The 24,771-nt window shown below is 47.9% G+C and carries 24 protein-coding genes and 1 pseudogene; 23 read left to right on the top strand and 2 right to left on the bottom strand.

Features of this window, described 5'->3' with window-relative positions; all coding sequences use genetic code 11:
* The 5 genes from cysC to amyS all read left to right on the top strand — a co-directional run bounded on the left by cysC (nucleotide 1) and on the right by amyS (nucleotide 4,437).
* The gene (cysC, locus tag MJQ52_RS03280) at nucleotides 1-594 is read left to right on the top strand and encodes an adenylyl-sulfate kinase (RefSeq protein WP_013352204.1); all 594 of its coding nucleotides are present in this window, start codon (nucleotides 1-3) and stop codon (nucleotides 592-594) included.
* A 124-nt stretch (nucleotides 595-718) separates the two neighbouring features.
* Nucleotides 719-1,492 carry a uroporphyrinogen-III C-methyltransferase gene (gene cobA, locus MJQ52_RS03275; RefSeq protein WP_013352205.1) on the top strand — a complete coding sequence of 258 codons (774 nt, stop codon included), beginning with the start codon at nucleotides 719-721 and terminating at the stop codon, nucleotides 1,490-1,492.
* Entirely contained in the window at nucleotides 1,493-2,278 is a 786-nt protein-coding gene (locus MJQ52_RS03270; protein ID WP_013352206.1) for a sirohydrochlorin chelatase, read from the top strand.
* Nucleotides 2,259-2,747: a precorrin-2 dehydrogenase/sirohydrochlorin ferrochelatase family protein gene (locus MJQ52_RS03265; RefSeq protein WP_013352207.1), complete on the top strand. Its 489-nt coding sequence runs from the start codon at nucleotides 2,259-2,261 to the stop codon at nucleotides 2,745-2,747. Before MJQ52_RS03270 ends, MJQ52_RS03265 begins: the two co-directional genes overlap by 20 nt.
* A 127-nt stretch (nucleotides 2,748-2,874) precedes the next feature.
* Nucleotides 2,875-4,437, top strand: coding sequence for an alpha-amylase (gene amyS / locus MJQ52_RS03260; protein WP_373419502.1), 1,563 nt, complete (start codon nucleotides 2,875-2,877; stop codon nucleotides 4,435-4,437).
* 53 nt (nucleotides 4,438-4,490) lie between these two features.
* Here the strand turns inward: amyS and MJQ52_RS03255 are convergent, their stop codons facing one another.
* Complete coding sequence (locus tag MJQ52_RS03255) at nucleotides 4,491-6,197, bottom strand: Rqc2 family fibronectin-binding protein (RefSeq protein WP_014470418.1); 1,707 nt, start codon at nucleotides 6,195-6,197, stop codon at nucleotides 4,491-4,493.
* Between the two features lie 119 nt (nucleotides 6,198-6,316).
* Here MJQ52_RS03255 and MJQ52_RS03250 point away from each other — a divergent pair, with 119 nt between their 5' ends.
* From MJQ52_RS03250 to spoVM, 17 genes and pseudogenes are all read left to right on the top strand, one after another.
* The gene (locus tag MJQ52_RS03250) at nucleotides 6,317-8,989 is read left to right on the top strand and encodes a calcium-translocating P-type ATPase, SERCA-type (RefSeq protein ID WP_014470417.1); all 2,673 of its coding nucleotides are present in this window, start codon (nucleotides 6,317-6,319) and stop codon (nucleotides 8,987-8,989) included.
* Between the two features lie 81 nt (nucleotides 8,990-9,070).
* A pseudogene (locus tag MJQ52_RS03245) lies at nucleotides 9,071-9,947 on the top strand (YicC/YloC family endoribonuclease).
* A 76-nt stretch (nucleotides 9,948-10,023) separates the two neighbouring features.
* Nucleotides 10,024-10,293 (top strand): extracellular matrix/biofilm regulator RemA, encoded by a 270-nt coding sequence (gene remA / locus MJQ52_RS03240; RefSeq protein ID WP_003154355.1) that lies wholly within the window; start codon nucleotides 10,024-10,026, stop codon nucleotides 10,291-10,293.
* A 7-nt stretch (nucleotides 10,294-10,300) separates the two neighbouring features.
* The gene (gene gmk, locus MJQ52_RS03235) at nucleotides 10,301-10,915 is read left to right on the top strand and encodes a guanylate kinase (protein WP_013352212.1); all 615 of its coding nucleotides are present in this window, start codon (nucleotides 10,301-10,303) and stop codon (nucleotides 10,913-10,915) included.
* A 3-nt stretch (nucleotides 10,916-10,918) separates the two neighbouring features.
* Nucleotides 10,919-11,122 (top strand): DNA-directed RNA polymerase subunit omega, encoded by a 204-nt coding sequence (rpoZ, locus tag MJQ52_RS03230; protein ID WP_003154346.1) that lies wholly within the window; start codon nucleotides 10,919-10,921, stop codon nucleotides 11,120-11,122.
* 90 nt (nucleotides 11,123-11,212) lie between these two features.
* Nucleotides 11,213-12,433: a bifunctional phosphopantothenoylcysteine decarboxylase/phosphopantothenate--cysteine ligase CoaBC gene (coaBC, locus tag MJQ52_RS03225; RefSeq protein ID WP_014470413.1), complete on the top strand. Its 1,221-nt coding sequence runs from the start codon at nucleotides 11,213-11,215 to the stop codon at nucleotides 12,431-12,433.
* Entirely contained in the window at nucleotides 12,430-14,841 is a 2,412-nt protein-coding gene (gene priA, locus MJQ52_RS03220) for a primosomal protein N' (protein ID WP_094246951.1), read from the top strand. Before coaBC ends, priA begins: the two co-directional genes overlap by 4 nt.
* Before the next feature lie 24 nt (nucleotides 14,842-14,865).
* Nucleotides 14,866-15,348: a peptide deformylase gene (gene def / locus MJQ52_RS03215; protein ID WP_003154343.1), complete on the top strand. Its 483-nt coding sequence runs from the start codon at nucleotides 14,866-14,868 to the stop codon at nucleotides 15,346-15,348.
* Between the two features lie 4 nt (nucleotides 15,349-15,352).
* A complete protein-coding gene (fmt, locus tag MJQ52_RS03210) occupies nucleotides 15,353-16,306 on the top strand; it encodes a methionyl-tRNA formyltransferase (RefSeq protein WP_094246950.1) in 954 nt (317 codons plus the stop codon).
* Entirely contained in the window at nucleotides 16,293-17,636 is a 1,344-nt protein-coding gene (gene rsmB, locus MJQ52_RS03205; RefSeq protein WP_003154341.1) for a 16S rRNA (cytosine(967)-C(5))-methyltransferase RsmB, read from the top strand. Before fmt ends, rsmB begins: the two co-directional genes overlap by 14 nt.
* A gap of 3 nt (nucleotides 17,637-17,639) precedes the next feature.
* Nucleotides 17,640-18,731 carry a 23S rRNA (adenine(2503)-C(2))-methyltransferase RlmN gene (gene rlmN, locus MJQ52_RS03200; RefSeq protein ID WP_003154339.1) on the top strand — a complete coding sequence of 364 codons (1,092 nt, stop codon included), beginning with the start codon at nucleotides 17,640-17,642 and terminating at the stop codon, nucleotides 18,729-18,731.
* A gap of 5 nt (nucleotides 18,732-18,736) precedes the next feature.
* Nucleotides 18,737-19,498, top strand: a complete 762-nt coding sequence (locus MJQ52_RS03195; RefSeq protein WP_071391846.1) for a Stp1/IreP family PP2C-type Ser/Thr phosphatase — start codon at nucleotides 18,737-18,739, stop codon at nucleotides 19,496-19,498.
* Nucleotides 19,492-21,435: a Stk1 family PASTA domain-containing Ser/Thr kinase gene (gene pknB, locus MJQ52_RS03190; RefSeq protein ID WP_077722187.1), complete on the top strand. Its 1,944-nt coding sequence runs from the start codon at nucleotides 19,492-19,494 to the stop codon at nucleotides 21,433-21,435. The genes MJQ52_RS03195 and pknB overlap by 7 nt, the downstream gene beginning before the upstream one ends.
* A 14-nt stretch (nucleotides 21,436-21,449) precedes the next feature.
* The gene (rsgA, locus tag MJQ52_RS03185) at nucleotides 21,450-22,340 is read left to right on the top strand and encodes a ribosome small subunit-dependent GTPase A (protein WP_094246949.1); all 891 of its coding nucleotides are present in this window, start codon (nucleotides 21,450-21,452) and stop codon (nucleotides 22,338-22,340) included.
* Between the two features lies 1 nt (nucleotide 22,341).
* Nucleotides 22,342-22,995, top strand: coding sequence for a ribulose-phosphate 3-epimerase (gene rpe / locus MJQ52_RS03180; protein ID WP_003154331.1), 654 nt, complete (start codon nucleotides 22,342-22,344; stop codon nucleotides 22,993-22,995).
* A gap of 65 nt (nucleotides 22,996-23,060) precedes the next feature.
* Entirely contained in the window at nucleotides 23,061-23,705 is a 645-nt protein-coding gene (locus tag MJQ52_RS03175; protein ID WP_094246948.1) for a thiamine diphosphokinase, read from the top strand.
* Nucleotides 23,706-23,791: 86 nt separating this feature from the next.
* Nucleotides 23,792-23,872: a stage V sporulation protein SpoVM gene (gene spoVM, locus MJQ52_RS03170; protein ID WP_003154329.1), complete on the top strand. Its 81-nt coding sequence runs from the start codon at nucleotides 23,792-23,794 to the stop codon at nucleotides 23,870-23,872.
* A gap of 77 nt (nucleotides 23,873-23,949) precedes the next feature.
* Here the strand turns inward: spoVM and rpmB are convergent, their stop codons facing one another.
* The gene (rpmB, locus tag MJQ52_RS03165) at nucleotides 23,950-24,138 is read right to left on the bottom strand and encodes a 50S ribosomal protein L28 (RefSeq protein WP_003154328.1); all 189 of its coding nucleotides are present in this window, start codon (nucleotides 24,136-24,138) and stop codon (nucleotides 23,950-23,952) included.
* 258 nt (nucleotides 24,139-24,396) lie between these two features.
* Here rpmB and MJQ52_RS03160 point away from each other — a divergent pair, with 258 nt between their 5' ends.
* A complete protein-coding gene (locus MJQ52_RS03160; RefSeq protein ID WP_003154327.1) occupies nucleotides 24,397-24,759 on the top strand; it encodes an Asp23/Gls24 family envelope stress response protein in 363 nt (120 codons plus the stop codon).
* Nucleotides 24,760-24,771: the final 12 nt, after the last annotated feature.

Genomic DNA, 24,771 nt, shown 5'->3' with positions numbered 1-24,771 from the left:
GTGACAAATCGTGATATCGTATGGCATGAAGCTTCAATAACGAAAGAAGAATACCAGCAGAAAAATAAGCATAAAAGCTCTATCCTCTGGCTGACGGGTTTGAGCGGCTCAGGGAAATCCACGATTGCAAACGCAGCAGCGCGCGAACTGTTTGAACAAGGCTATCAGGTCATTGTGCTTGATGGCGATAACATCCGCCACGGTTTAAACAAGGACTTAGGCTTTTCTGATGATGACCGCAAGGAAAATATACGCCGAATCGGGGAAGTGGCAAAGCTTTTCGTTCAGCAGGGCACCATTGTCATTACAGCCTTTATTTCTCCGTTCCGTGAGGACAGAGATCAGGTGAGAGAGCTCGTGGCAGAAGGCGAATTTAATGAAATTTACGTGAAATGCGACCTCGATATATGTGAAAAGCGCGATCCGAAAGGTTTATATAAAAAAGCAAGAAACGGTGAAATCCCGTTCTTTACGGGGATCGACTCACCGTATGAAGAGCCGAAAGCGCCTGAGCTGGTACTTGATTCAGGCAAATATGAACGTGAGGAATGCACCGGCAGACTGATTGATTTTGTGAAAAACAGCTTAGCATAATAAGTCCAAAAAGGCCGCGCAATCAGCCGGATATCCCCGCGAATGGCGGGATATGGTAAAATAGCTGAAGTGCGGCCTCGCGGCTGTTCTGAGAAGATGTCAAAACGGATCGGGGAGACATGCTATGGGGAAAGTATTTATCGTTGGAGCCGGTCCGGGAGATCCGGACTTATTAACGGTGAAGGCAATGAAAGCCATACAGAAAGCGGACGTTATTTTATATGACAGATTGGTAAACAAAGAGATTTTACAGTATGCAAGAGAAGGAGCGGACCTGATTTACTGCGGCAAGCTCCCGGATTTTCACATAATGAAGCAGGATACGATCAACCGTTTCCTCGTGAAGTATGCGAAAAAGGGAAAAACCGTTGTAAGGCTCAAGGGGGGCGACCCGTTTGTTTTCGGCCGCGGGGGCGAAGAAGCGGAGGCTCTCGCGCAAAACGCCATTCCGTTTGAGATCGTTCCCGGCATTACATCAGGAATTGCGGCAGCTGCTTACGCCGGCATACCAGTGACGCACAGGGAGGCGAGCTCCAATGTCGCTTTCGTTACAGGACATTATAAACAAGAAGACGACTTTGAAGAAAAATGGAAAGCGCTGGCGACGGGCATTGATACGCTGGTGATTTATATGGGAATTAAAAATATCCGGCAGATTGAAAGAATGCTGCTGGAAAACGGCAGAGACGGCGGCACCCCGGCAGCCTTTATTCACTGGGGGACGACGGACAGGCAAAAAACAGTCGTCTGCACCGTCAGCACACTTTCAGACACAGTGATAAAAGAAGAGATCAAAAACCCGAGCTTAATTGTCATCGGTGATGTCGTCAATTATCACTGTAAGCTGGACTGGTTTGAATCTGAACTGAAAAATCTGGATCTGAGCGAGGCGTTGTAAATGAAGCAGGCGATTTTATACATCGGGCACGGAAGCCGGCTGAAAGAAGCGCAGACAGAGTCGGCGGCATTTTTAAAAGGGTGCAGGCCGCACGCAGACGCTCCCATTCAGGAAATCTGTTTTTTAGAACTGCAGGAACCGTCTATTGAAGCGGGATTTGAAGCATGTGTCAAACAAGGCGCCACTCATATTGCCGCAGTGCCTTTGCTCTTGTTGACCGCTGCCCACGCAAAACATGATATCCCGGCTGAAATCGCCCGCGCAGCGGCCCGGAATCCCGATATAAAAGTGACATACGGCGTTCCGATCGGAGTGGATGATGAAGTCGTAAAAGCGGTCCATCATCGCATTGAGGATACCGGAGTGCCGATTGAGCAGGCGAAAGTGGTGCTGATCGGAAGAGGAAGCAGAGATCCGGCGGTTAAACATGCCGTCAGTGAGATTGCCGGAAAACTTGAGGCGATCACATCTGTTAAAGAAGTCATTCCTTGTTTTTTAACAGCCTGTGATCCGCACTATAAAGAAGTGTTTACCAGCCTTAGAGTCGATGACGGAGCACCCGTTTTTATCGTCCCGTATCTTTTGTTTACCGGGCTTTTGATGACTGAGATTGAACGGGAAGTCCAAAAGCTTCAAGCGGTCAATCGGAATGTGCATCTCGCTTCATACTTAGGTTTTCACCCGCATATTAAGCAGGCGTTTTTGAACCGTGTGACAGAAGCTGTTCGAAACCCCGGCGGGCGGTTTGATTTTAAGGGGGGACAGTATGCTGCCTCTTCACATTAATCTCAGCGGAAAAAGAATCATCATTGCTGGCGGGGGCAATGTTGCATTAAGAAGGCTGAAAACGGTGCTTCCGGAAGGCGCTGATATTACCGTGATCAGTCCTGAGGCCCTGCCTGAAATTAAAAAGCTGGCGGATGAAGGACGCATCCGCTGGATTCCCCGGAGAATTGAAATGAAAGATCTCAAGCCCGCTTTTTTCATTATTGCCGCGACAAATGACCGAGGCGTGAATCAGGAGATAGCCGCAAACGCTTCTGAAACGCAGCTGGTCAACTGTGTAAGCAAGGCTGAACAAGGCAGCGTATATATGCCGAAGATCATCCGCAAAGGGCGCATTCAAGTATCAGTATCAACAAGCGGGGCAAGCCCCGCACATACGAAAAGACTGGCTGAAAACATTGAGCCTTTGATGACTGATGATTTGGCTGAAGAAGTGGATCGATTGTTTGAGAAAAGAAGAAGACCATAAAAATACCTTGTCTGTCATCAGACAGGGTATTTTTTATGCTGTCCAGACTGTCCGCTGTGTAAAAAATAGGAATAAAGGGGGGTTGTTATTATTTTACTGATATGTAAAATATAATTTGTATAAGAAAATGAGAGGGAGAGGAAACATGATTCAAAAACGAAAGCGGACAGTTTCGTTCAGACTTGTGCTTATGTGCACGCTGTTATTTGTCAGTTTGCCGATTACAAAAACATCAGCCGTAAATGGCACGCTGATGCAGTATTTTGAATGGTATACGCCGAACGACGGCCAGCATTGGAAACGATTGCAGAATGATGCGGAACATTTATCGGATATCGGAATCACTGCCGTCTGGATTCCTCCCGCATACAAAGGAACGAGCCAATCCGATAACGGATACGGACCTTATGATTTGTATGATTTAGGAGAATTCCAGCAAAAAGGGACGGTCAGAACGAAATACGGCACAAAATCAGAGCTTCAAGATGCGATCGGCTCACTGCATTCCCGGAACGTCCAAGTATACGGAGATGTGGTTTTGAATCATAAGGCTGGTGCTGATGCAACAGAAGATGTAACTGCCGTCGAAGTCAATCCGGCCAATAGAAATCAGGAAACTTCGGGGGAATATCAAATCAAAGCGTGGACGGATTTTCGTTTTCCGGGCCGTGGAAACACGTACAGTGATTTTAAATGGCATTGGTATCATTTCGACGGAGCGGACTGGGATGAATCCCGGAAGATCAGCCGCATCTTTAAGTTTCGTGGGGAAGGAAAAGCGTGGGATTGGGAAGTATCAAGTGAAAACGGCAACTATGACTATTTAATGTATGCTGATGTTGACTACGACCACCCTGATGTCGTGGCAGAGACAAAAAAATGGGGTATCTGGTATGCGAATGAACTGTCATTAGACGGCTTCCGTATTGATGCCGCCAAACATATTAAATTTTCATTTCTGCGTGATTGGGTTCAGGCGGTCAGACAGGCGACGGGAAAAGAAATGTTTACGGTTGCGGAGTATTGGCAGAATAATGCCGGGAAACTCGAAAACTACTTGAATAAAACAAGCTTTAATCAATCCGTGTTTGATGTTCCGCTTCATTTCAATTTACAGGCGGCTTCCTCACAAGGAGGCGGATATGATATGAGGCGTTTGCTGGACGGTACCGTTGTGTCCGAGCATCCGGAAAAGGCGGTTACATTTGTTGAAAATCATGACACACAGCCGGGACAGTCATTGGAATCGACAGTCCAAACTTGGTTTAAACCGCTTGCATACGCCTTTATTTTGACAAGAGAATCCGGTTATCCTCAGGTGTTCTATGGGGATATGTACGGGACAAAAGGGACATCGCCAAAGGAAATTCCCTCACTGAAAGATAAGATAGAGCCGATTTTAAAAGCGCGTAAGGAGTACGCATACGGGCCCCAGCACGATTATATTGACCACCCGGATGTGATCGGATGGACGAGGGAAGGTGACAGCTCCGCCGCCAAATCAGGTTTGGCCGCTTTAATCACGGACGGACCCGGCGGATCAAAGCGGATGTATGCCGGCCTGAAAAATGCCGGCGAGACATGGTATGACATAACGGGCAACCGTTCAGATACTGTAAAAATCGGATCTGACGGCTGGGGAGAGTTTCATGTAAACGGAGGGTCCGTCTCCATTTATGTTCAGAAATAAGGTAATAAAAAAACACCTCCAAGCTGAGTGCGGGTATCAGCTTGGAGGTGCGTTTATTTTTTCAGCCGTATGACAAGGTCGGCATCAGGTGTGACAAATACGGTATGCTGGCTGTCATAGGTGACAAATCCGGGTTTTGCGCCGTTTGGCTTTTTCACATGTCTGATTTTTGTATAATCAACAGGCACGGAGCCGGAATCTTTCGCCTTGGAAAAATAAGCGGCGATCGCAGCTGCTTCCAATATGGATTGTTCATCGGGATCGCTGCTTTTAATCACAACGTGGGATCCCGGTATGTCTTTCGTGTGGAACCATACATCATCCCTTGCGGCGGCTTTTGTCGTTAAATACTCATTTTGTTTATTGTTTTTGCCGACCAGGATCGTCAATCCCTGTGAAGATTCATACTGCTCCAAAACAGGAACGTGCTGTTTCTGTTTTTTCTGTCCTCTCTGCTGTTTCGGACGCAGATATTTGCCTTCAACAAGCTCCTCCCTTATTTCGTGAATATCCTTTGTGGAAGCGGAGGAAAGCTGCTGAATCAGCTGGTCGAAATAAGCGATTTCCTCCTCGGCCAGACGGATCTGTTCTTTTACAACCTCAACGGAATTTTTCGCTTTTTGATACTTTGTAAAATACATCTGCGCGTTTTCTGACGGTGTTTTGTTCGGATTTAAAGGGATGGCCACCGTCGGACTCTCTTCATCATAATAATTGATGACATTCGCTTCTTTGTCACCTTTTTTCAGCATATACAAATTCGCCGTCAGCAGCTCGCCGTATAACTGAAATTCTTTCGCGTTCTCTGAGTAGTCCAGCGTCTTTTCCAGCTTTTTAATCTTATTGGCGTTCTTTTTCCGTTCATTTGCGACAAACCGCTCGAGATCTTGAGCCTGCTGTTTGACGCGGTCGCGCTCCGCTTTGCCGAAATAAAACCGGTCTAACAGCTCACTCAGTGAGTGAAAGGTGCGCTCCTCTCCATTTACATGCGTGAGAGACAGAAGATAAAAGTATTCCTTTCCGGCTGCTGTCGTAATGTTCGGTGTAAACCTGCAATCCTTCACGGCATGGAACATGTCTGTCAGCGTCTTTGGCAGCGTTATTTTGTTCGCGAGGCCCGCTCTGTGAACGGCTTCTTTTGCAAACAGCGGAGAAACCCCGGAGAAATGTCTGACAATCTGCTGGTCAAGCCGTCCTTCCTGAAAACTGAGATAACGCAAAATGTCCTCTTCGTCCGCGGCCAGCGGTGAAATTTTTTCCTGAGCGGGAGGGAGCTTGTAATCATAGCCCGGCAGAACGGTCCGGTAGCTGTTCATCGATGGAGATAAATGCTTCAGCCCGTCGATGATGGCTCCTTCTCCGTCAGTCAGAATAATATTGCTGTGCCGTCCCATAATTTCAACATACAGCGTTCTTACGGTCTCGTCGCCGATTTCATTTCTGCTTTTTATGCGGAATATCATAATCCGGTCTAATCCGGCCTGTTCTATTTTCTCAATAAATCCGCCTTCTATATGCTTTCTGAGCAGCATACAAAACATCGGGGGCTCGCTCGGATTCTCATAGGCCTGATTCGTCATGTGCACCCGTGAATAGCTCGGATGCGCCGATAATAATAATTTATGGTTTTTTCCGTTAGCGCGGATATGGAATATCACATCGTGCTTAAAAGGCTGATGGACTCTCGTAATCCGGCCTCCGGCGATCCGGCTGTTTAATTCATGTGTCATTCCGTATGTAAACATGCCATCAAAAGACATATAAAACACCCTTTCCTTCTTCCTGCATTCGATAATTATAGCATGAAAAGGGACGAGTCAGAATAAGCTTGTTTGTAGAGTGACATCTCTAAAGCGAGCAGGGGGAGTGGACGAGAAGAATGAAGTTTCATGAAATGGGACAAACCGATTTACTGAAAGCAACAAATACGTCCATTAAACAGGGATTGACCGAAAAAGAGGTGAAAAAACGCCTTGAAAAGCACGGACCGAACGAGCTTCAGGAGGGCAAGAGGACACCGGCGATCGTCGTGTTTTTCGCCCAATTTAAGGATTTTATGGTGCTCGTGCTGTTGGTGGCAACCTTAATTTCCGGGTTTTTAGGCGAATATGTAGATGCCATAGCTATTATGGCGATTGTATTTGTCAATGGGGTGCTCGGTTTTTTCCAAGAGAGGCGGGCGGAAAAATCTTTACATGCATTAAAAGAATTGTCAACGCCGTATGTGTCAGCATTACGGGACGGGAGCTGGAAGAAAATTCAGTCCAAGGAGCTCGTTCCCGGCGATATCGTGAAATTTACAAGCGGCGACCGGATTGGCGCGGATGTGAGGATCGTTGAAGCGAAGAGCCTTGAAATTGAAGAATCGGCGCTGACCGGGGAATCAATTCCGGTTGTCAAACAAGCTGATAAGCTGAGAAAACCGGATGTTTCTTTAGGCGATATTAATAATATGGCGTTTATGGGTACGATCGTGACGCGCGGCAGCGGTGTCGGCGTCGTCGTCGGTACAGGAATGAATACGGCAATGGGGAAAATCGCCGATATGCTGGAATCCGCAGGCAACCTTTCAACACCGCTGCAGCGAAGACTTGAAGAGCTCGGCAAAATTTTAATCATCATCGCGCTGCTTTTGACGGTATTGGTCGTTGCGGTCGGCGTCTTACAGGGACATGAGCTTTACAGTATGTTTTTGGCCGGGGTGTCATTGGCGGTCGCTGCGATTCCGGAAGGGCTTCCCGCTATTGTCACGGTGGCTTTATCAATCGGCGTCCAGCGCATGATTAAACAAAAATCAATTGTCAGAAAGCTCCCGGCAGTTGAAACATTGGGCTGCGCCTCTGTCATTTGTTCTGACAAAACCGGCACGCTGACACAAAACAAAATGACCGTCACCCATATGTGGTCAGGCGGAAAAACATTTAAAGTGTCAGGCATCGGCTATGAGCCAGCGGGTGAGTTCACGTGTGATGAGCGGGAAATCAAGCCGAAAGATGAGAAGATTCTTGAACAGATGCTGGTTTTTGGCGCATTATGCAATACGTCAGAAATTGAACTGAAAGACGGTCATTATGTGCTTGACGGCGATCCGACAGAAGGTGCGCTGCTGACGGCTGCGAGAAAAGGCGGCTATTCAAACGACTGGCTCAGTGAACAATACCGGGTGGTTGCCGAGTTTCCGTTTGACTCCGTCCGCAAAATGATGACCGTCATCGTAGAAGATAAAGAAAAAAAGCAGTTCGTCATTACCAAAGGAGCGCCCGATGTGCTGATTGACCGTTCGTCACATATGATGCACGGCGGCAGAAGCGCGCCTTTTTCAGGAGAAATGAAAACAGAAACAGAAACGATCCTGAAAGAGCTGGCATCGCAAGCCCTCCGGACGATCGCGATTGCTTATAAACCGCTTAAGTCCGGCGAAAAGCCGACAATGGAGCAGGCGGAAAAAAATCTGACGATGCTCGGTTTGTCAGGCATGATTGATCCGCCGCGTCCGGAGGTCAGACAGGCCATTAAAGAATGCCGTGAAGCAGGCATTAAAACGGTAATGATTACAGGTGATCACGTCGAAACGGCAAAGGCCATCGCAAAAGATTTGCGTCTTCTTCCGAAAAAGGGACGTGTGATGGACGGCAAGACGCTGAATAAGCTTTCGGAGAAAGAGCTTATCGAGACGGTCGATGATATCTACGTATTCGCCCGTGTGTCACCTGAACATAAATTAAAAATCGTCAAAGCGTTCCAGGAAAACGGACACGTCGTCGCCATGACGGGTGACGGGGTAAATGACGCACCAGCCATAAAGCAGGCTGATATCGGCGTTGCCATGGGCGTGACGGGAACGGATGTGGCGAAGGAAGCCTCCTCTCTCATTCTTGTAGATGATAACTTCGCCACAATTAAATCAGCCATAAAAGAGGGGAGAAATATCTATGAAAATATAAGAAAATTCGTCCGGTATTTGCTCGCCTCCAACGTCGGTGAAATTTTAGTCATGCTGTTTGCGATGCTTCTCGCTCTGCCGCTGCCGCTCGTTCCGATTCAGATCTTGTGGGTGAACTTAGTGACTGACGGGCTGCCGGCGATGGCGCTCGGTATGGATCAGCCGGAAGATGACCTGATGAGGCGGAAGCCGCGGCATCCGAAAGAAGGGGTATTTGCGAGAAAACTGGGCTGGAAAGTCGTCTCAAGAGGGTTTTTGATCGGGGCCGCAACCATTTTAGCGTTTATCATCGTCTATCACCGCAACCCTGAAAATCTGCCGTATGCACAGACCGTCGCATTCGCGACTCTTGTCCTCGCTCAGCTTATACACGTGTTTGACTGCCGGAGCGAAACATCTGTTTTTTCCCGGAATCCGTTTGAAAATATCTATCTGCTCGGCGCCATCGTTTCTTCTATTTTCCTGATGGTCATCGTCATCTATTATCCGCCGCTGCAGCCTATTTTCAAAACAGTGCCGATTACGCCGGGCGATTGGATGCTTATTGTCGGTATGTCGGGCATACCTACTTTTTTGCTGGCGGGTTCACTTTTGACAAGAAAAAAATAATTCCATATGATATAATCTTAGGGGTAATAGCATGTCTATTGCCCTTTTATTTTGATAACGGGAAAGAATTGGGTGTTTCATATGATACGGAGTATGACAGGCTTCGGCAGCGCAAGCAGCACAAAAGGCGATCTCTCGGCAACCGTTGAATTGAAATCCGTCAATTACCGGTTCAAAGAAGTGAACGCCCGTCTGCCACGGCCTTTGCTATATGTAGAGGATAAGCTGAAACAAATGATATTGCAGCATATACAGCGCGGAAGAGTAGAGCTGTTTCTCACTGTAAACAGTGACGCGCTCATAAAAAAGAAGCCTGAAAATTGATTGGGAGCTCCTTGATGAATATGTGAGCGCCGCACGTGTCATGAAAGAGCGCTACAGTCTGGCCGCGGAACCCGATGCAATGGATTTCTTTACTTTTGAACATATTGCGCAGATTCACGAAGAGCAGATGCGTGATGACAAGCTTGAAGAAGTCATCAGGGAAGCCGCTGAACTTGCGGTAAAGGAACTTTGTGACATGAGGGAAAAAGAAGGCCGGCTTTTGGCGGAAGACTGTTTTCTGCACATTGGGCGGCTTGAGACGCTGTCCGAACAGGTGAAAGACCGCGCTTCGGCCGTTGTTATGCATTACCGCGAGCGCCTTTACGCCCGCATGAAGGAATGGACGGAGGACGCACTCGACGAAAGCAGGCTGGTCACGGAATGCGCCATTTTCGCCGACCGTTCTGATATTACGGAAGAAATTACCAGATTGAAGAGCCATTTTGTTCAATTCCGTGATATATTAAAAGAAGGCGGGGCAGTCGGACGCAAACTTGATTTCCTCGTGCAGGAGCTTAACCGCGAAGCGAACACGATCGGCTCAAAAGCCAATGATCATCAAATCACAAAGCTTGTCGTGGAAATGAAAAGTTCTATTGAAAAATTGAAGGAACAAGTGCAAAATATAGAATAGCGACTGTGCGTATTGTTTACAGACGGTCTCTTCGGGTTACACTAGAGACGTCTATTTTACAGGGGGAACGTAGAAGATGACGATTAAACTGATTAATATCGGATTTGGCAATATCATCTCCGCCAATCGGATGATTTCGATTGTCAGCCCGGAGTCTGCGCCAATAAAGCGAATGATTCAGGATGCAAGAGACCGCGGAATGCTAATAGACGCTACATACGGACGAAGAACCCGTGCAGTTGTCGTCATGGATAGTGATCACATTATCTTATCTGCCGTCCAGCCTGAGACAGTTGCACACAGACTTTCTGTGAAAGAAGAAATTATGGATGAAGGGCAGGGGTAATTGCCGCATGAAAGAAAGAGGGTTATTAATCGTTCTCTCAGGTCCCTCAGGAGTTGGAAAAGGAACGGTTCGGCAAGCAATATTTTCACAAGAAGACACGAAATTTGAATACTCAATTTCAGTCACGACGAGAAACCCGAGAGAGGGCGAGGTCGACGGCGTCGATTATTTCTTTAAATCAAGAGATGAATTCGAACGCATGATTGAAAACAACAAACTGCTTGAGTGGGCGGAATATGTCGGCAACTATTACGGAACGCCCGTCGATTATGTCGAACAGACGCTTCAAGAAGGAAAAGACGTCTTCTTAGAGATTGAAGTGCAGGGCGCGCTCCAAGTGCGGAATGCATTTCCGGAAGGCCTGTTTATCTTCTTAGCGCCGCCGAGTCTTTCTGAGCTGAAAAACAGAATCGTGACAAGAGGAACTGAAACCGACGATTTAATTGAAAACAGAATGAAGGCCGCAAAAGCTGAAATCGAAATGATGGACGCGTATGATTATGTCGTGGAAAACGATGATATCCAAACGGCTTGTGATAAGATTAACGCAATTGTTCTCGCCGAGCACTTAAAGCGTGAACGCGTTGCTCCGAGATATAAGAAAATGCTGGAGGTAGAATAACTTATGTTAGATCCGTCAATTGACTCTTTAATGAATAAATTAGATTCTAAATATACGCTGGTCACTGTGTCTGCAAGACGCGCGCGCGAAATGCAGATCAAAAAAGACCAGCAGATTGAACATACTATTTCTCACAAATATGTAGGCAAAGCTTTGGAAGAAATTGACGCGGGCCTGCTTTCGTTTGAAAGAGAAGACAGCGAATAACAAGCACACGTAGCAACCTATCTCTACATAGGTTGTTATTTTTTTCCGTTTAGGATTTGTCCAATGTTTTCATAAAGGGGAGAAGACTTCATGAAAAACCGAAACATTCTGCTATGCGTCAGCGGAGGGATTGCCGTTTATAAAGCTTCTGCGCTTACCAGCAAACTGGTTCAGGCCGGTGCGAACGTAAAAGTGATTATGACTGAGTCCGCGCGTGAGTTTGTTTCTCCGCTGACATTTCAGGCGCTGAGCCGGAATGAAGTGTATACAGATACATTTAAAGAACAAAATCCGAAGGTTATTTCGCATATAGATGCCGCTGACTGGGCGGATTTAATCATTGTCGCACCCGCTACGGCAAACGTCATCGGCAAGCTTGCCAACGGAATTGCCGACGATATGCTCACAACGACGGTGCTGGCAGCGGAGGCCCCGGTCTGGGTGGCGCCTGCGATGAATGTCCATATGTATGATCATCCGGCGGTGAAGCGGAACATCTCCGTGCTTTATCAGGACGGCGTCCGCTTTATCGAGCCGAGTGAAGGCTATTTGGCATGCGGATATGTCGGCAAAGGAAGATTAGAGGAGCCGGAGCTTATTGTTGAGCGTGTCAGAGAGCATTTTAAGAAACCTGAAGACGATGCGCCGCTGAAAGGAAAACATATTGTCATTACAGCCGGCCCGACGCGCGAAGCAGTGGACCCCGTCCGTTTTTTCACAAATAAATCCACCGGCAAAATGGGCTATGCCGCTGCCGAAGCTGCCGTCCGTCTCGGTGCGCGGGTGACGCTGATTTCAGGCCCGGTGTCGTTAGAGCCGCCTCGGGGGCTGTATCAGTTCCTTCCGGTGCAATCAGCAGCAGATATGAGAGAAGCCGTGCTTTCTGTGTTTGATTCATGCGACATCGTGATTAAGACGGCGGCCGTGGCCGATTTTACGCCGGCGGCTGTTTCTGATCACAAAATGAAGAAGAAAGACGGTTCACTCGTGATCGAATTCAACCGTACGGCAGACATACTGAAAGAACTGGGCGAACGGAAAACACACCAGCTTCTGGTCGGATTCGCGGCTGAAACGCAAGACGTCGAACGCTATGCGCGCAGAAAACTCGAACAGAAAAACCTTGATATGATCGTTGCGAATGATGTGAAAGCCGAAGGAGCGGGGTTTGGCACAGATACGAATGTCGTCACCTTCTATTTCCGGGACGGAAGAAAACGGGAGCTTGCGCTTATGTCTAAACTTGACGTTTCCTTTGAAATGCTGAAGGAAATGACCGCTTTGAAAGCAGAGGACCAAAAACCCGTATGAATGTGGCAGAAGTCATTGTCGATGTCAGCTCCAAAAACATTGACAGGCCCTTTGATTACAAAATTCCCGATCATTTAAGAGGGATGATCGAAGTCGGCATGCGGGTGATTGTCCCGTTCGGCCCGCGCAAGCTTCAAGGGTTCGTGACCGGTTTGAAAGATTCGTCTGAATTAAACGGCGGGCAAATGAAGGAAGTCGAGAAGCTTCTTGATTTGACACCCGTTCTGACGGAAGAGCTGATGCAGCTGTCTTCATGGCTTTCTGACAAAACGCTATCGTTTAAAATCACGGCACTACAGGCAATGCTGCCGGCCGCACTGAAGGCGAAGTACGAGAAAGAGCTGAAAGTCGTTGACGAAGAAGCGCTGACACCGGACATCAGGCAGCTTTTCAGAAATCAGAAGAGCCTTCTGTACTCAGATATTACCGATGAACGTATTCTTTCGGCACTGCAAAAATTCGTGCGCAAAGGAAGCATTGATGTCACCTATAAAGTCGCCCAGAAAACGAATAAAAAAATGATCCGCATGATCGAAGCGGGGGCAGACAAAGAAGAACTCGCCCGGCACGCAGATTCATTGACAAAGCAGGCTTCTAAACAGCTCGCCGTGCTTACTTATTTTATCGGCGGGGGAGAAAAGATTTCCGCGGCCGAGCTTTGCAAAAAGACCGATTCCAGTTCTGCGACGCTGAAAACGCTTCTTAAAAAGGGGCTCCTTACGGAAAGCTTCGAGGAGGTTTACCGCGATCCTTATCAGGACAGAATGTTCAAAAAAACAGAGCCGCTCTCTCTTACAGAAGAGCAGCAGGCCGCTTTTGAGCCGATTAAACAAGCCGTAGCCGACCATGTCCACCACGTCTTTCTGCTTCACGGCGTCACGGGAAGCGGCAAAACGGAAATTTACCTGCAATCCATTGAAAAAGTGCTGGCAAAAGGACAAGAAGCCATCGTGCTCGTTCCGGAAATCTCGTTGACACCGCAAATGGTCAACCGTTTTAAAGGCCGCTTCGGCTCACAGGTTGCGGTCATGCACAGCGGATTATCCACAGGTGAAAAATACGATGAATGGCGGAAGATTCAGCGCAAGGAAGTCCGGCTTGTCGTCGGAGCCAGATCGGCCATCTTTGCCCCGTTTGAAAATCTCGGCATGATCATTATTGATGAAGAGCACGAATCTTCCTATAAGCAGGAGGAAATGCCGCGGTATCATGCAAAGGACGTAGCCATCCGCCGGGCCGAGCATCACAGCTGTCCGGTCGTCCTCGGGAGCGCCACGCCGACATTGGAGTCATTTGCGCGGGCGAAAAAAGGCGTTTATGAGCTGCTTCCATTAAAACATCGCGTAAACCGCCAGCTCATGCCTGACGTTTCTCTCGTTGATATGAGAGAAGAACTGAGAAACGGCAACAGATCAATGTTTTCAAGAGAGCTGATGGAACAGCTGGAAGAGAAGCTTGCAAAAAAAGAGCAGGCCGTCCTTTTTCTGAATAAACGGGGGTATTCCTCGTTTGTGATGTGCCGGGATTGCGGTTATGTGCCGCAATGTCCGCATTGCGACATTTCCATGACTTATCACCGCTACGGGCAAAGGCTGAAATGCCATTACTGCGGCCATGAGGAACCTGTCCCGGGAACATGCCCGGAATGCGGCAGCGAACATATCCGCTTTTTCGGCACGGGCACGCAGCGTGTGGAGGAGGAGCTTACCAAAGTGCTGCCTCAGGCGCGTGTGATCAGGATGGATGTGGATACCACTTCAAGAAAAGGCGCCCATGAAAAATTGTTGTCAGCGTTCGGTGAAGGGAAGGCGGATATCCTGCTCGGTACGCAGATGATCGCAAAAGGGCTTGATTTTCCGAACGTGACGCTTGTCGGAGTATTAAGCGCAGATACGACGCTTCACATCCCAGATTTCAGGGCCGCGGAGAAGACATTCCAGCTGCTGACGCAGGTAAGCGGACGGGCCGGGCGGCATGAAAAGCCGGGAACGGTGGTCATTCAAACGTATACACCGTCTCATTACAGCATTCAGCTGACGAAAACGCACGACTATGAAACTTTTTTTCAGCAGGAAATGGCGCACAGACGGGCCCAGTCATACCCGCCGTATTATTACGTGGCGCTGGTGACCGTTTCTCATGAAGAAGCGGCAAAAGCCGCGGTCACCGCAGAAAAGATTACAAACTATTTAAGAGCGGGATGCGGGCCTGATACGAAAATTCTCGGGCCGGCGGCTTCCCCGATTGCCAGGATCAAAGATAGATATCGCTATCAATGCGTGATAAAATACAGACAGGAAAACGAGTTGCAGATTCAGTTGAAAAAGATACTGGAGCACTATAAACGCGACATTGCGCAAAAGCATGTAATGATTTCAATCGATATGAATCCGTACATGCTGATGTAACATTAGTTTTTGGAGGGCAAAATTTTGGCTGTGAAAAAAATCGTCACACACCCGGCGGAGGTTCTGGAAACACCCGCCGATGAAGTGACAGTGTTTGATAAAAAATTAAAAAAACTGCTTGACGATATGTACGATACGATGCTCGAAATGGATGGCGTCGGTCTCGCCGCGCCGCAAATCGGCATTTTAAAAAGAGCGGCCGTCGTGGACATCGGTGAAGAAAGCGGCCGTATCGACCTTGTAAATCCGGTTATTCTTGAAAAGAGCGGTGAACAGACCGGAGTCGAGGGCTGCTTAAGTTTTCCCGGGGTTTTCGGTGATGTCACCCGCCCGGATTACGTAAAGGTAAAAGCCCACGACCGTAAAGGAAAACCGTTTATTTTAGAAGCGGAGGGTTTTTTGGCCAGAGCCGTTCAGCATGAAATGGATCATTTAGACGGCATTTTATTCACATCAAAAATTACGGCTTACTACACTGAAGAAGAACTGGCAGAAATGGAAGGATGATTGGATGACAAGGATCGTTTTTATGGGAACGCCCGACTTTTCAGTTCCCGTCCTGCGCACGCTTATTGAAGACGGATATGAAGTGGTTGGTGTCGTTACGCAGCCTGACCGCCCGAAAGGCAGAAAAAAAATCATGACGCCCCCTCCTGTAAAGGCTGAAGCTGAACGTCACGGCATTCCCGTGCTTCAGCCCGAAAAAGTAAGGCTCGAAGAAGAAATAGAAAAAGTGCTCAGCCTGAAGCCGGACCTGATTGTTACGGCGGCATTCGGACAGATCCTGCCCAAGCAGCTGCTGGACGGCCCGACATACGGCTGTATCAACGTACACGCGTCACTATTGCCTGAATTAAGAGGCGGAGCGCCGATACATTATTCGATTCTCCAAGGCAAGAAGAAAACGGGCGTGACGATCATGTATATGGTTGAAAAGCTTGATGCGGGCGATATGATTTCTAAAATCGAAGTGGAAATTGATGAAACGGATAACGTCGGCACGTTGCACGACAAATTAAGCATAGCGGGGGCAAAGCTTTTGTCAGAGACCGTCCCGAACGTCATTTCCGGAAATATTAAACCGATCAAACAGGACGAATCAAAAGCGACTTACGCGCCTAACATTAAGCGTGAGCAGGAGCGGATTGATTGGGCAAAGCCCGGAGAAGAGATCTACAACCAGATCAGAGGTTTAAACCCTTGGCCTGTCGCCTATACAACTTTGAACGGTCAAACTATTAAAGTATGGGCTTCTGAAAAAGTTGCAGCAAAAACTGAAGCTGCGCCCGGAACAGTCATCCGTACGGAGCAAAACGGCATTGTCGTCGCATCAGGAAACAGCACCGCCCTTTTAATCACTGAGCTGCAGCCGGCGGGAAAAAAACGGATGAAGGGCGAAGATTTTGTAAGAGGCAAAAATGTGCAGCCCGGTGACGTGTTAGGAGCAGCAAATGAAGAAAATTAATGTCCGGGAGCTCGCCCTTGAAGCGCTTGAGAAGCTTGAGCAAAATCAGGCATACAGCAACCTGCTTCTTACATCGGTTATCAAAACGAACACGCTCAGCGATCAGGACAGAGGACTGCTGACAGAGCTTGTCTACGGAACGCTGCAAAATAAAATCGCCTTAGACTATATGCTGAAGCCTTTTATCCGCAAGCCGAATAAGGTGAAGCCGTGGGTGATTCAGCTGCTTCGTCTGTCCGCGTATCAAATGGAGTATTTAGAAAAAATTCCGGATCGCGCCGCCATCCATGAAGCGGTTGAAATCGCCAAAAAACGCGGGCATAAGGGCATTGCGTCCTTTGTCAACGGCATCCTCCGCTCCCTGCAGCGTGAGGGGGCGCCGTCATTCGCTGAAATTGAAGACCCGGTTCTCCGTCTTTCTACAGAGACAAGCCATCCCGAATGGCTCGTAAAAGAGTGGGTCGAGGCGTACGGCTTTGAGGCGGCTGAAAAGATCTGCCGGATTCATCTCATTCCGCCGAAGCAGACGCTCCGTGTCAATCACATAAAGAGCGACAGGGAAACGGTGCTGAATGAGATGGAGAATGCCGGTCTGGAAGCGGAAGCCGGAGACCTTTCTCCTGATGCGATTAAGCTTTTGAAAGGAAGCATCGCGAACACGGCATTTTTCCAAAACGGCCGGGTATCCATACAGGATGAAAGCTCAATGCTTGTCGCGCGGGCGCTGGACCCGAAGCCGGGCGAAACCGTTTTAGATGCATGCGCCGCACCGGGCGGAAAGTCGGCTCACATTGCGGAACTGATGGAGAACGAGGGGAGCCTCACATCGCTTGATCTTCACCGCCATAAAGTGAAGCTGATTAAAGAGGGCGCAGAACGGCTCGGACTTACGATCATCGACGCGCAAACGATGGATGCGCGAAAAGCGGGAGAGGCCTTTGGCGCAGAACGGTTTGACCGTATTCTCGTTGATGCGCCTTGCTCAGGTTTCGGTGTCATCAGAAGAAAACCCGATATGAAATATACGAAGACGCCGGAGGACAGCAGACGGCTGTCAGAAATCCAGCTCGGCATTTTAAGGGAAATCGCCCCATTAGTAAAAAAAGGTGGCACACTCGTATACAGTACGTGTACAATGGATCGGACAGAAAATGAAGAAGTTATGCATGCGTTTATACAAGAACACCCTGAGTTTGAACCCGATTTGTCTCTTGAAAAGCGGCTGCCTGAAAAGGCGAGACCCTTTGTTCAGGATGGAAGCCTTCAAATTCTTCCGCATTATTTCGGAACAGACGGTTTCTTTATTAGCAGCATGAGAAAGAAGGGATAAAAAATGACACAATTAAAAAAGACAAGCGTACGGAAAGAGCTGCGGACTGAGCAGCCGTCCATTTACTCTTTTGAATTAGATGAAATCAAACAATGGCTGACCGAGAATGGCGAAAAGCCGTTCCGCGCAGCACAGATTTTTGAATGGCTCTATGAAAAGCGGGTTTCTTCATTTGATGAAATGACAAACCTCTCAAAAAGCCTGCGTGAAAAACTCGAGAGCAATTTTGTGCTGACAACGCTGAAAACGGCTGTAAAACAGACATCTCAAGATGGCACGATGAAATTTTTATTTGAGCTTCATGACGGTTATACGATCGAAACGGTTTTAATGAGACACGAGTATGGTAATTCTGTATGTGTAACGACACAGGTCGGCTGCCGGATCGGCTGCACATTTTGCGCGTCAACACTCGGCGGACTGAAACGGAATCTTGAAGCGGGAGAAATCGTCGCTCAAGTCGTGAAAGTGCAAAAGGCGCTTGATGAAACGGATGAACGCGTCAGCTCAGTCGTCATCATGGGAATCGGAGAGCCGTTTGATAATTTCAATGAAATGCTCGCTTTCTTAAAAATCATTAACCACGATAAAGGGCTGAACATCGGAGCGCGTCATATCACAGTTTCCACCAGCGGAATCATTCCGAAGATTTACGATTTCGCCGATCAAAAAATGCAGATCAATTTCGCAATTTCTCTGCATGCTCCGAATACGGAAATCAGAAGCCGTCTGATGCCGATTAACAAAGCCTATAAGCTTCCTGACCTTATGGAGGCCGTTAAATATTACATCGAGAAAACAGGCAGACGGATCAGCTTTGAATACGGGCTGTTCGGCGGCGTAAATGATCAGGTCGAACATGCAGAAGAGCTTGCAGAACTGTTAAAAGACGTGAAATGCCATGTCAATTTAATTCCGGTAAACTATGTGCCTGAACGGGATTACGTCCGCACACCGAGAGATCAGATTTTCGCATTCGAAAAAACGTTAAAATCCCGCGGTGTAAATGTCACGATCAGAAGAGAGCAAGGCCATGACATTGACGCGGCCTGCGGTCAGCTTCGCGCGAAGGAGCGTCAAGACGAGACGAGGTGAAGAGGTTGATTACAGCCTTGAAAACAGATACAGGTAAAGTCCGCCGGCATAATGAAGATGCGGCGGGCATTTTCACAAAAGAAGACGCGGTGCTTGCGGTTGTCGCCGACGGCATGGGCGGTCATCTTGCCGGAGATGTAGCGAGCAGGATGGCGGTTGCGGCGATGGAAGAGCAGTGGAACCGGACCGAAACGGTTCCTTCTCTGCCGTCCGCTTGCGAGGATTGGCTGAAAGACCGGATTCATGAGGCGAATGTCAAAGTACATGACCACGCTAAAGCGAATGAAGAATGCCGGGGAATGGGCACCACCATTGTCTGCGCCTTATTCACGGGGAAGTTTGTCACTGTGGCTCATATCGGAGACAGCCGGTGCTACCTGCTTCAAGAGGGGGAATTCACTCAGCTGACTGAGGACCATTCGCTTGTGAATGAGCTGGTCAAGACGGGGGAAATTTCGAAAGAGGACGCCGAGCACCATCCGCGGAAAAATGTATTGACGAGAGCGCTGGGGACAGATGAAACCATCAGCCCCGACGCCCGTTCTTTTGAACTGTCTGACGGCGATCAGCTGCTTTTATGCTCTGACGGACTGTCAAATAAAATAGAAGATCACGAGATCAAACAAATGCTTCAAGCCGAATCTGATCCTCAGGAAAAAGTAGACCTTCTCATCAGCAAAGCGAATCAAAACGGCGGCGAAGATAACATCACGGCTGTGTTGATTGAGTTTTCCGCAGATGAAAAAGAGGGTGAAGACAAGTGCTAACCGGCAAGCGGATCAGCGGGCGTTATCATATCCTCCGGCCCATTGGCGGCGGCGGAATGGCAAACGTTTTTTTAGCTGAGGACATCATTCTCGAACGTGAAGTCGCAATTAAAATTCTGCGGTTTGACTTTGTGAATGACATTGATTTTATCAGGCGTTTCAGAAGAGAAGCACAGTCGGCATCAAGCCTCGATCATCCGAATATCGTCAGTATTTACGATATCGGGGAGGAAGGCGATATTTATTACATTGTCATGGAATATGTGGAAGGCATGACATTAAAGGAATACATAACCGCACACGGACCGCTCCATCCGAAAGAAGCGCTGTCCGTTATGGAGCAGATCGTCTCGGCCATCGCCCATGCCCATCAAAACCATATCGTGCACCGGGATATTAAACCGCACAATATATTGATAGATCATTTAGGGCATATCAAGGTGACGGATTTCGGCATCGCCACAGCGCTTACATCTACGACAATCACACATACGAATTCTGTGCTGGGCTCGGTTCATTATTTGTCTCCGGAGCAGGCGAGAGGCGGCCTGGCAACGAAAAAATCAGATATTTACGCGCTCGGCATCGTGCTGTTTGAGCTTTTAACAGGCAAAATCCCTTTTGACGGAGAATCAGCCGTCAGCATAGCGCTAAAGCACCTGCAAACAGAAACGCCTTCCGCCAGAAAGTGGAACCCTTCCATTCCGCAGAGCGTTGAAAACATTATTTTAAAGGCAACCGCTAAAGATCCGTTTCACCGCTATGAAAGCGCCGAAGACATGGAGGCGGACATCAGAACGGCTTTTGACGCCGGCAGGCTGAATGAACAAAAATTTTCCGTGCAGGATGATGAGGAAATGACAAAAGCCATTCCCGTTATTACTGACGGCGCAAAAGCCGCTCCTCAGGCGGAAACGCCGGGGGAGACGGATGATAAGGAACAGCAGCCAGCCAAAAAGAAAAAACGGAAATGGCCGTGGGTTTTGCTGGCCGTCTGTTTCATTTTCATTATGGCGGCTGTTCTTGCGGTCACCGTGTTCCCGTCTTTATTTATGCCTAAAGATGTAAGCGTCCCCGACGTACGGGGCATGAAGTACGAAAAAGCGGAAGCCCTGCTTGAAAAGAACGGGCTCCGGGCTGATCCTGATATAACGGACATTGAAGATGAAAAAATAGAAGAGGAATTAATGGTCAAAACGGACCCAAAAGCGGGGTCTACCGTTAAAGAAGGTTCTTCTGTAAAACTGTACAAAAGCATCGGAAAACCGAAAACCCAGCTGATCGACGTGAAAGGACGGCAGATCGGCGACGCAAAAAAAGCGCTGAAGGAAAAAGGCTTCAAACATGTTAATGTCAAAGAAGAAAACGATGACAGCGAGGCCGGCACCGTAATTGATCAGGACCCGTCAGCCGGCACCGATATGGTCGCAAGCGACGATGAAGTCAATCTAACGGTCAGCCTCGGCCCGGCGGACGTTACGCTGAGGGACTTAAAGACTTACAGCAAAGAAGCGGCTTCAGGGTATCTTGAAGATAACGGCCTGCAGCTTGTTGAAAAACAAGCCCATTCAGATGACGTGCCGGAAGGACAAGTCATGAAACAAGAGCCGTCAGCCGGCACTGCGGTTAAGCCGGGAAGTAATGTTGAAGTGACGTTCTCGCTCGGACCTGAAGAAAAACCGGCGAAAACGGTAAAAGAAAAAATCAGCATTCCTTACGAACCTGAACATGAAGGGGACGAGCTTGAAGTGCAAATCGCCATCGATGATAAGGACCACAGCATCTCTGATACGTATGACTCATTTAAAATAAAAGAGCCGACTGAAAAAACAATTGAACTGAAGATTGATCAGGGACAGAAGGGGTATTATCAAGTGATGGTCGATCATAAAGTGGTCAGCTACAAAACGATTGAATACCCGAAAGATAATGACTGACAAGGAGGGACCCTATGCCTGAGGGCAAAATTATAAAAGCGTTAAGCGGATTCTATTATGTCTTGGATGAATCACAGGACAAGATCATTCAATGCAGGGGCCGGGGCATTTTCAGAAAAAATAAAGTAACGCCCCTGGTCGGCGATTATGCCGTTTATCAGGCTGAAAATGATAAAGAAGGCTACCTGCTGGAAATCAAAGAACGAACAAATGAGCTGATCAGGCCGCCGATTTCAAATGTCGATCAGGCCGTTCTCGTCTTTTCTGCCGTTCAGCCGGCGTTCAGCACGTCTTTATTGGACCGTTTTCTCGTCCTTGTGGAAGCCAACGGCATTCACCCGATCATCTGCATAACCAAAATGGACTTAGCTGCAGACGGGGAATCGAAAGAGGCGATACTTTCTTACGTGAAAGACTATCAGGCGATCGGTTATGACGTATATGTGACGTCATCAAAAGAAAACAGCGGCTTAACAGGCATTGTGAAACACTTCGAGAACAAAACGACGGTGTTTGCCGGTCAGTCGGGAGTCGGAAAATCTTCGCTTTTAAATGCGATCAGCCCGGAGCTTGAGCTGAAAACAAACGAGATTTCCGCGCATTTGGGACGCGGAAAACATACGACGCGCCATGTGGAGCTCATTCATACATCAGGCGGTCTGGTTGCGGATACTCCGGGGTTCAGTTCGCTTGAATTTACCGGCATTGAGGAAGAAGAGCTGGGCAGCACGTTCCCTGAGATCAGAGAAATAAGCGCCTCTTGCAAATTCAGAGGCTGTCTGCATCTTAAAGAACCGAAATGCGCGGTAAAGCAAGCGGTGGAAGAAGGAGAGATTCAGCCGTACCGCTATGAGCATTACAAAGAATTTATGCAGGAAATAAAAGAGAGAAAGCCGAGGTATTAATATGATTAAGGTTGCGCCATCAATTCTTTCCGCCGATTTTGCTTCACTGGGCGAGGAAATTAAAGACGTGGAAAAAGGAGGGGCAGACTATATCCATATTGATGTCATGGATGGCCATTTCGTCCCTAACATTACAATCGGGCCGCTTATCGTTGAAGCCGTCCGTCCGGTGACTGATCTGCCGCTGGATGTCCATCTTATGATTGAAAACCCGGACCGCTACATCCCGGCATTCGCAAAAGCCGGTGCGGACATCCTTTCCGTTCATGCTGAAGCGTGTCCGCATCTTCACCGGACCATTCAATTGATAAAAGAGCAGGGGGTAAAAGCGGGAGTTGTGCTTAATCCGCATACGCCCGTCCAAATGATTGAACATGTGATCGAGGAGCTTGACCTTGTGCTGTTAATGACGGTTAACCCCGGTTTTGGCGGACAGCGCTTCATTCATTCGGTTCTGCCGAAAATCCGTCAGGTCAAACAGCTGGCTGAGGAGAAAGGCCTGTCTGAGCTTTTAATCGAGGTGGACGGAGGCGTTAATAAAGAAACAGCCCCTTTATGCGCTGAAGCGGGCGCCAATCTGCTTGTTGCCGGGTCTGCCGTATATAATCAGCCGGATCGGAAAAAAGCCATCGCTGACATCCGAAACGCATCATAAACATGCTGAAAAAGAGCCCGGTGAAAGCCGCCGGCTCTTTTCGCGTCTAAGAGAGAGGATAGCATATGAAGACAATCAATATCGTTGCGGGCGGCCCGCGGGAGCTTATTCCCGATCTATCCGAATACACAGACGGAGATACGACGTGGGTCGGAGTTGATAAAGGGACGGTTGCTCTTTTGGAGGCCGGAATCATTCCGCAGGAAGCTTTCGGTGATTTTGACAGCATTACGGAAGAGGAGCTCATGCAGATTCAAAAAGCGGCGCCGGCCCTCCATGTGTATCAGGCGGAAAAAGATTATACCGATCTTGAACTCGCCCTTGACTGGGCTTTACAAAAAGAACCGGAAAACATTCGGGTATTCGGTGTGACGGGCGGAAGAGCCGATCACTTTTTAGGGAACATCCAGCTGCTGTATAAAGCCTTACATAAGAATACCGATGTCAAGCTGATCGACCGGCAGAATGACATTCAGATGTTCGGGCCCGGCCGTTATACAATTGAAGAAAAAGCGCGCAGACGCTATATTTCTTTCATTCCGTTTACGGAAGCGGCAGACGGCCTGACACTCGACGGTTTTAAATATCCCCTTGATAATTGTCATATTCCTCTGGGTTCCACACTATGTATTAGTAACGAACTCATTCATTCACGAGGTACTTTTTCGTTTGCAAAAGGCATATTAATAATGGTAAGGAGCGCGGATTAGAAAAGCGGCTTCTGCCATATGCGGAAAAAACCATGAATCCTAAAGTGATGAACGCAGCGGATACGGGACTTATAGGAGGGGACAAAATGAAATTTTATACCATTAAATTGCCGAAGTTTTTAGGAGGAATTGTCCGGGCGATGCTGGGCTCATTTAGAAAAGAGTAAGCCCAAGAAGCTGAAATTGCCCTCTTTGAACGCATAAAAAACGCCTGCCGCATAAAAGGGCAGGCGTTCATTTTTGCTTATACACGCTCAACTTTACCGGATTTTAAAGCCCGGGCAGATACATACACTTTTTTAGGTTTGCCGTCAACGAGGATGCGGACCTTTTGAAGGTTGGCGCCCCAAGTACGCTTAGAAGCGTTCATTGCATGAGAACGGTTGTTTCCGGCTTTTGTTTTTTTACCTGTAATAAAACATTTACGTGCCATTTGTTTCCCTCCTAACTGCGCGAAACATCTTTTTAAACATAGTGTCTCAGATGCTTTCGTTATACAATACTTTAAATAATTTACCACAGCTAAAAACCGTTTGCAACTATTGTTTCCCTTACTTTCAAGAAAAATCACTTGACATGTAAAACCAATCACATTTCCGCGCTGAAGGCCGCTGTCTGTATCTTTTCTTTTCATAATGGGATACATATAGTAGAATAATGATAACTCTATGCATCTGAAGGAGGAACCTGTGTGTCCATTGAAATGAAGACAAAATACGGACAGATTGATATATCCAACGAAGTCATCGCAATGGTTGCCGGAGGCGCTGCCATTGACTGTTACGGAATAGTGGGGATGGCCTCAAAAAACCAGATTAAAGACGGTTTGTCTGAAATCCTCCGGAGAGAGAACTTCGCAAAAGGCGTACATGTCCGTCAGGAAGCCGAACAAATACATATCGACATGTACATTATTGTCAGCTACGGCACTAAAATATCCGAAGTAGCCCACAATGTTCAGACGAAGGTAAAATACACAGTAAATCAAACAATCGGACTTGCAGTTGATTCTGTAAATATTTATGTCCAAGGCGTACGAGTAACGAACCCGTAGTGAGGAGGATGA

This window comes from Bacillus sp. jun7, assembly GCF_051034795.1.
GTDB classification, from domain to species: domain Bacteria; phylum Bacillota; class Bacilli; order Bacillales; family Bacillaceae; genus Bacillus; species Bacillus velezensis.
The sequence above is the reverse complement of the archived record's forward strand: the minus strand, read 5'-3'. Positions and strand labels throughout refer to the sequence as shown.

Coding starts and splice junctions, on each gene's coding strand:
- cobA (WP_013352205.1), top strand. CDS start 719: ATGGGGAAAGTATTTATCGTTGGAGCCGGTCCGGGAGATCCGGACTTA.
- MJQ52_RS03270 (WP_013352206.1), top strand. CDS start 1,493: ATGAAGCAGGCGATTTTATACATCGGGCACGGAAGCCGGCTGAAAGAA.
- MJQ52_RS03265 (WP_013352207.1), top strand. CDS start 2,259: ATGCTGCCTCTTCACATTAATCTCAGCGGAAAAAGAATCATCATTGCT.
- amyS (WP_373419502.1), top strand. CDS start 2,875: ATGAGAGGGAGAGGAAACATGATTCAAAAACGAAAGCGGACAGTTTCG.
- MJQ52_RS03255 (WP_014470418.1), bottom strand. CDS start 6,197: ATGTCTTTTGATGGCATGTTTACATACGGAATGACACATGAATTAAAC.
- MJQ52_RS03250 (WP_014470417.1), top strand. CDS start 6,317: ATGAAGTTTCATGAAATGGGACAAACCGATTTACTGAAAGCAACAAAT.
- remA (WP_003154355.1), top strand. CDS start 10,024: ATGACGATTAAACTGATTAATATCGGATTTGGCAATATCATCTCCGCC.
- gmk (WP_013352212.1), top strand. CDS start 10,301: ATGAAAGAAAGAGGGTTATTAATCGTTCTCTCAGGTCCCTCAGGAGTT.
- rpoZ (WP_003154346.1), top strand. CDS start 10,919: ATGTTAGATCCGTCAATTGACTCTTTAATGAATAAATTAGATTCTAAA.
- coaBC (WP_014470413.1), top strand. CDS start 11,213: ATGAAAAACCGAAACATTCTGCTATGCGTCAGCGGAGGGATTGCCGTT.
- priA (WP_094246951.1), top strand. CDS start 12,430: ATGAATGTGGCAGAAGTCATTGTCGATGTCAGCTCCAAAAACATTGAC.
- fmt (WP_094246950.1), top strand. CDS start 15,353: ATGACAAGGATCGTTTTTATGGGAACGCCCGACTTTTCAGTTCCCGTC.
- rsmB (WP_003154341.1), top strand. CDS start 16,293: ATGAAGAAAATTAATGTCCGGGAGCTCGCCCTTGAAGCGCTTGAGAAG.
- rlmN (WP_003154339.1), top strand. CDS start 17,640: ATGACACAATTAAAAAAGACAAGCGTACGGAAAGAGCTGCGGACTGAG.
- rsgA (WP_094246949.1), top strand. CDS start 21,450: ATGCCTGAGGGCAAAATTATAAAAGCGTTAAGCGGATTCTATTATGTC.
- rpe (WP_003154331.1), top strand. CDS start 22,342: ATGATTAAGGTTGCGCCATCAATTCTTTCCGCCGATTTTGCTTCACTG.
- MJQ52_RS03175 (WP_094246948.1), top strand. CDS start 23,061: ATGAAGACAATCAATATCGTTGCGGGCGGCCCGCGGGAGCTTATTCCC.
- spoVM (WP_003154329.1), top strand. CDS start 23,792: ATGAAATTTTATACCATTAAATTGCCGAAGTTTTTAGGAGGAATTGTC.
- rpmB (WP_003154328.1), bottom strand. CDS start 24,138: ATGGCACGTAAATGTTTTATTACAGGTAAAAAAACAAAAGCCGGAAAC.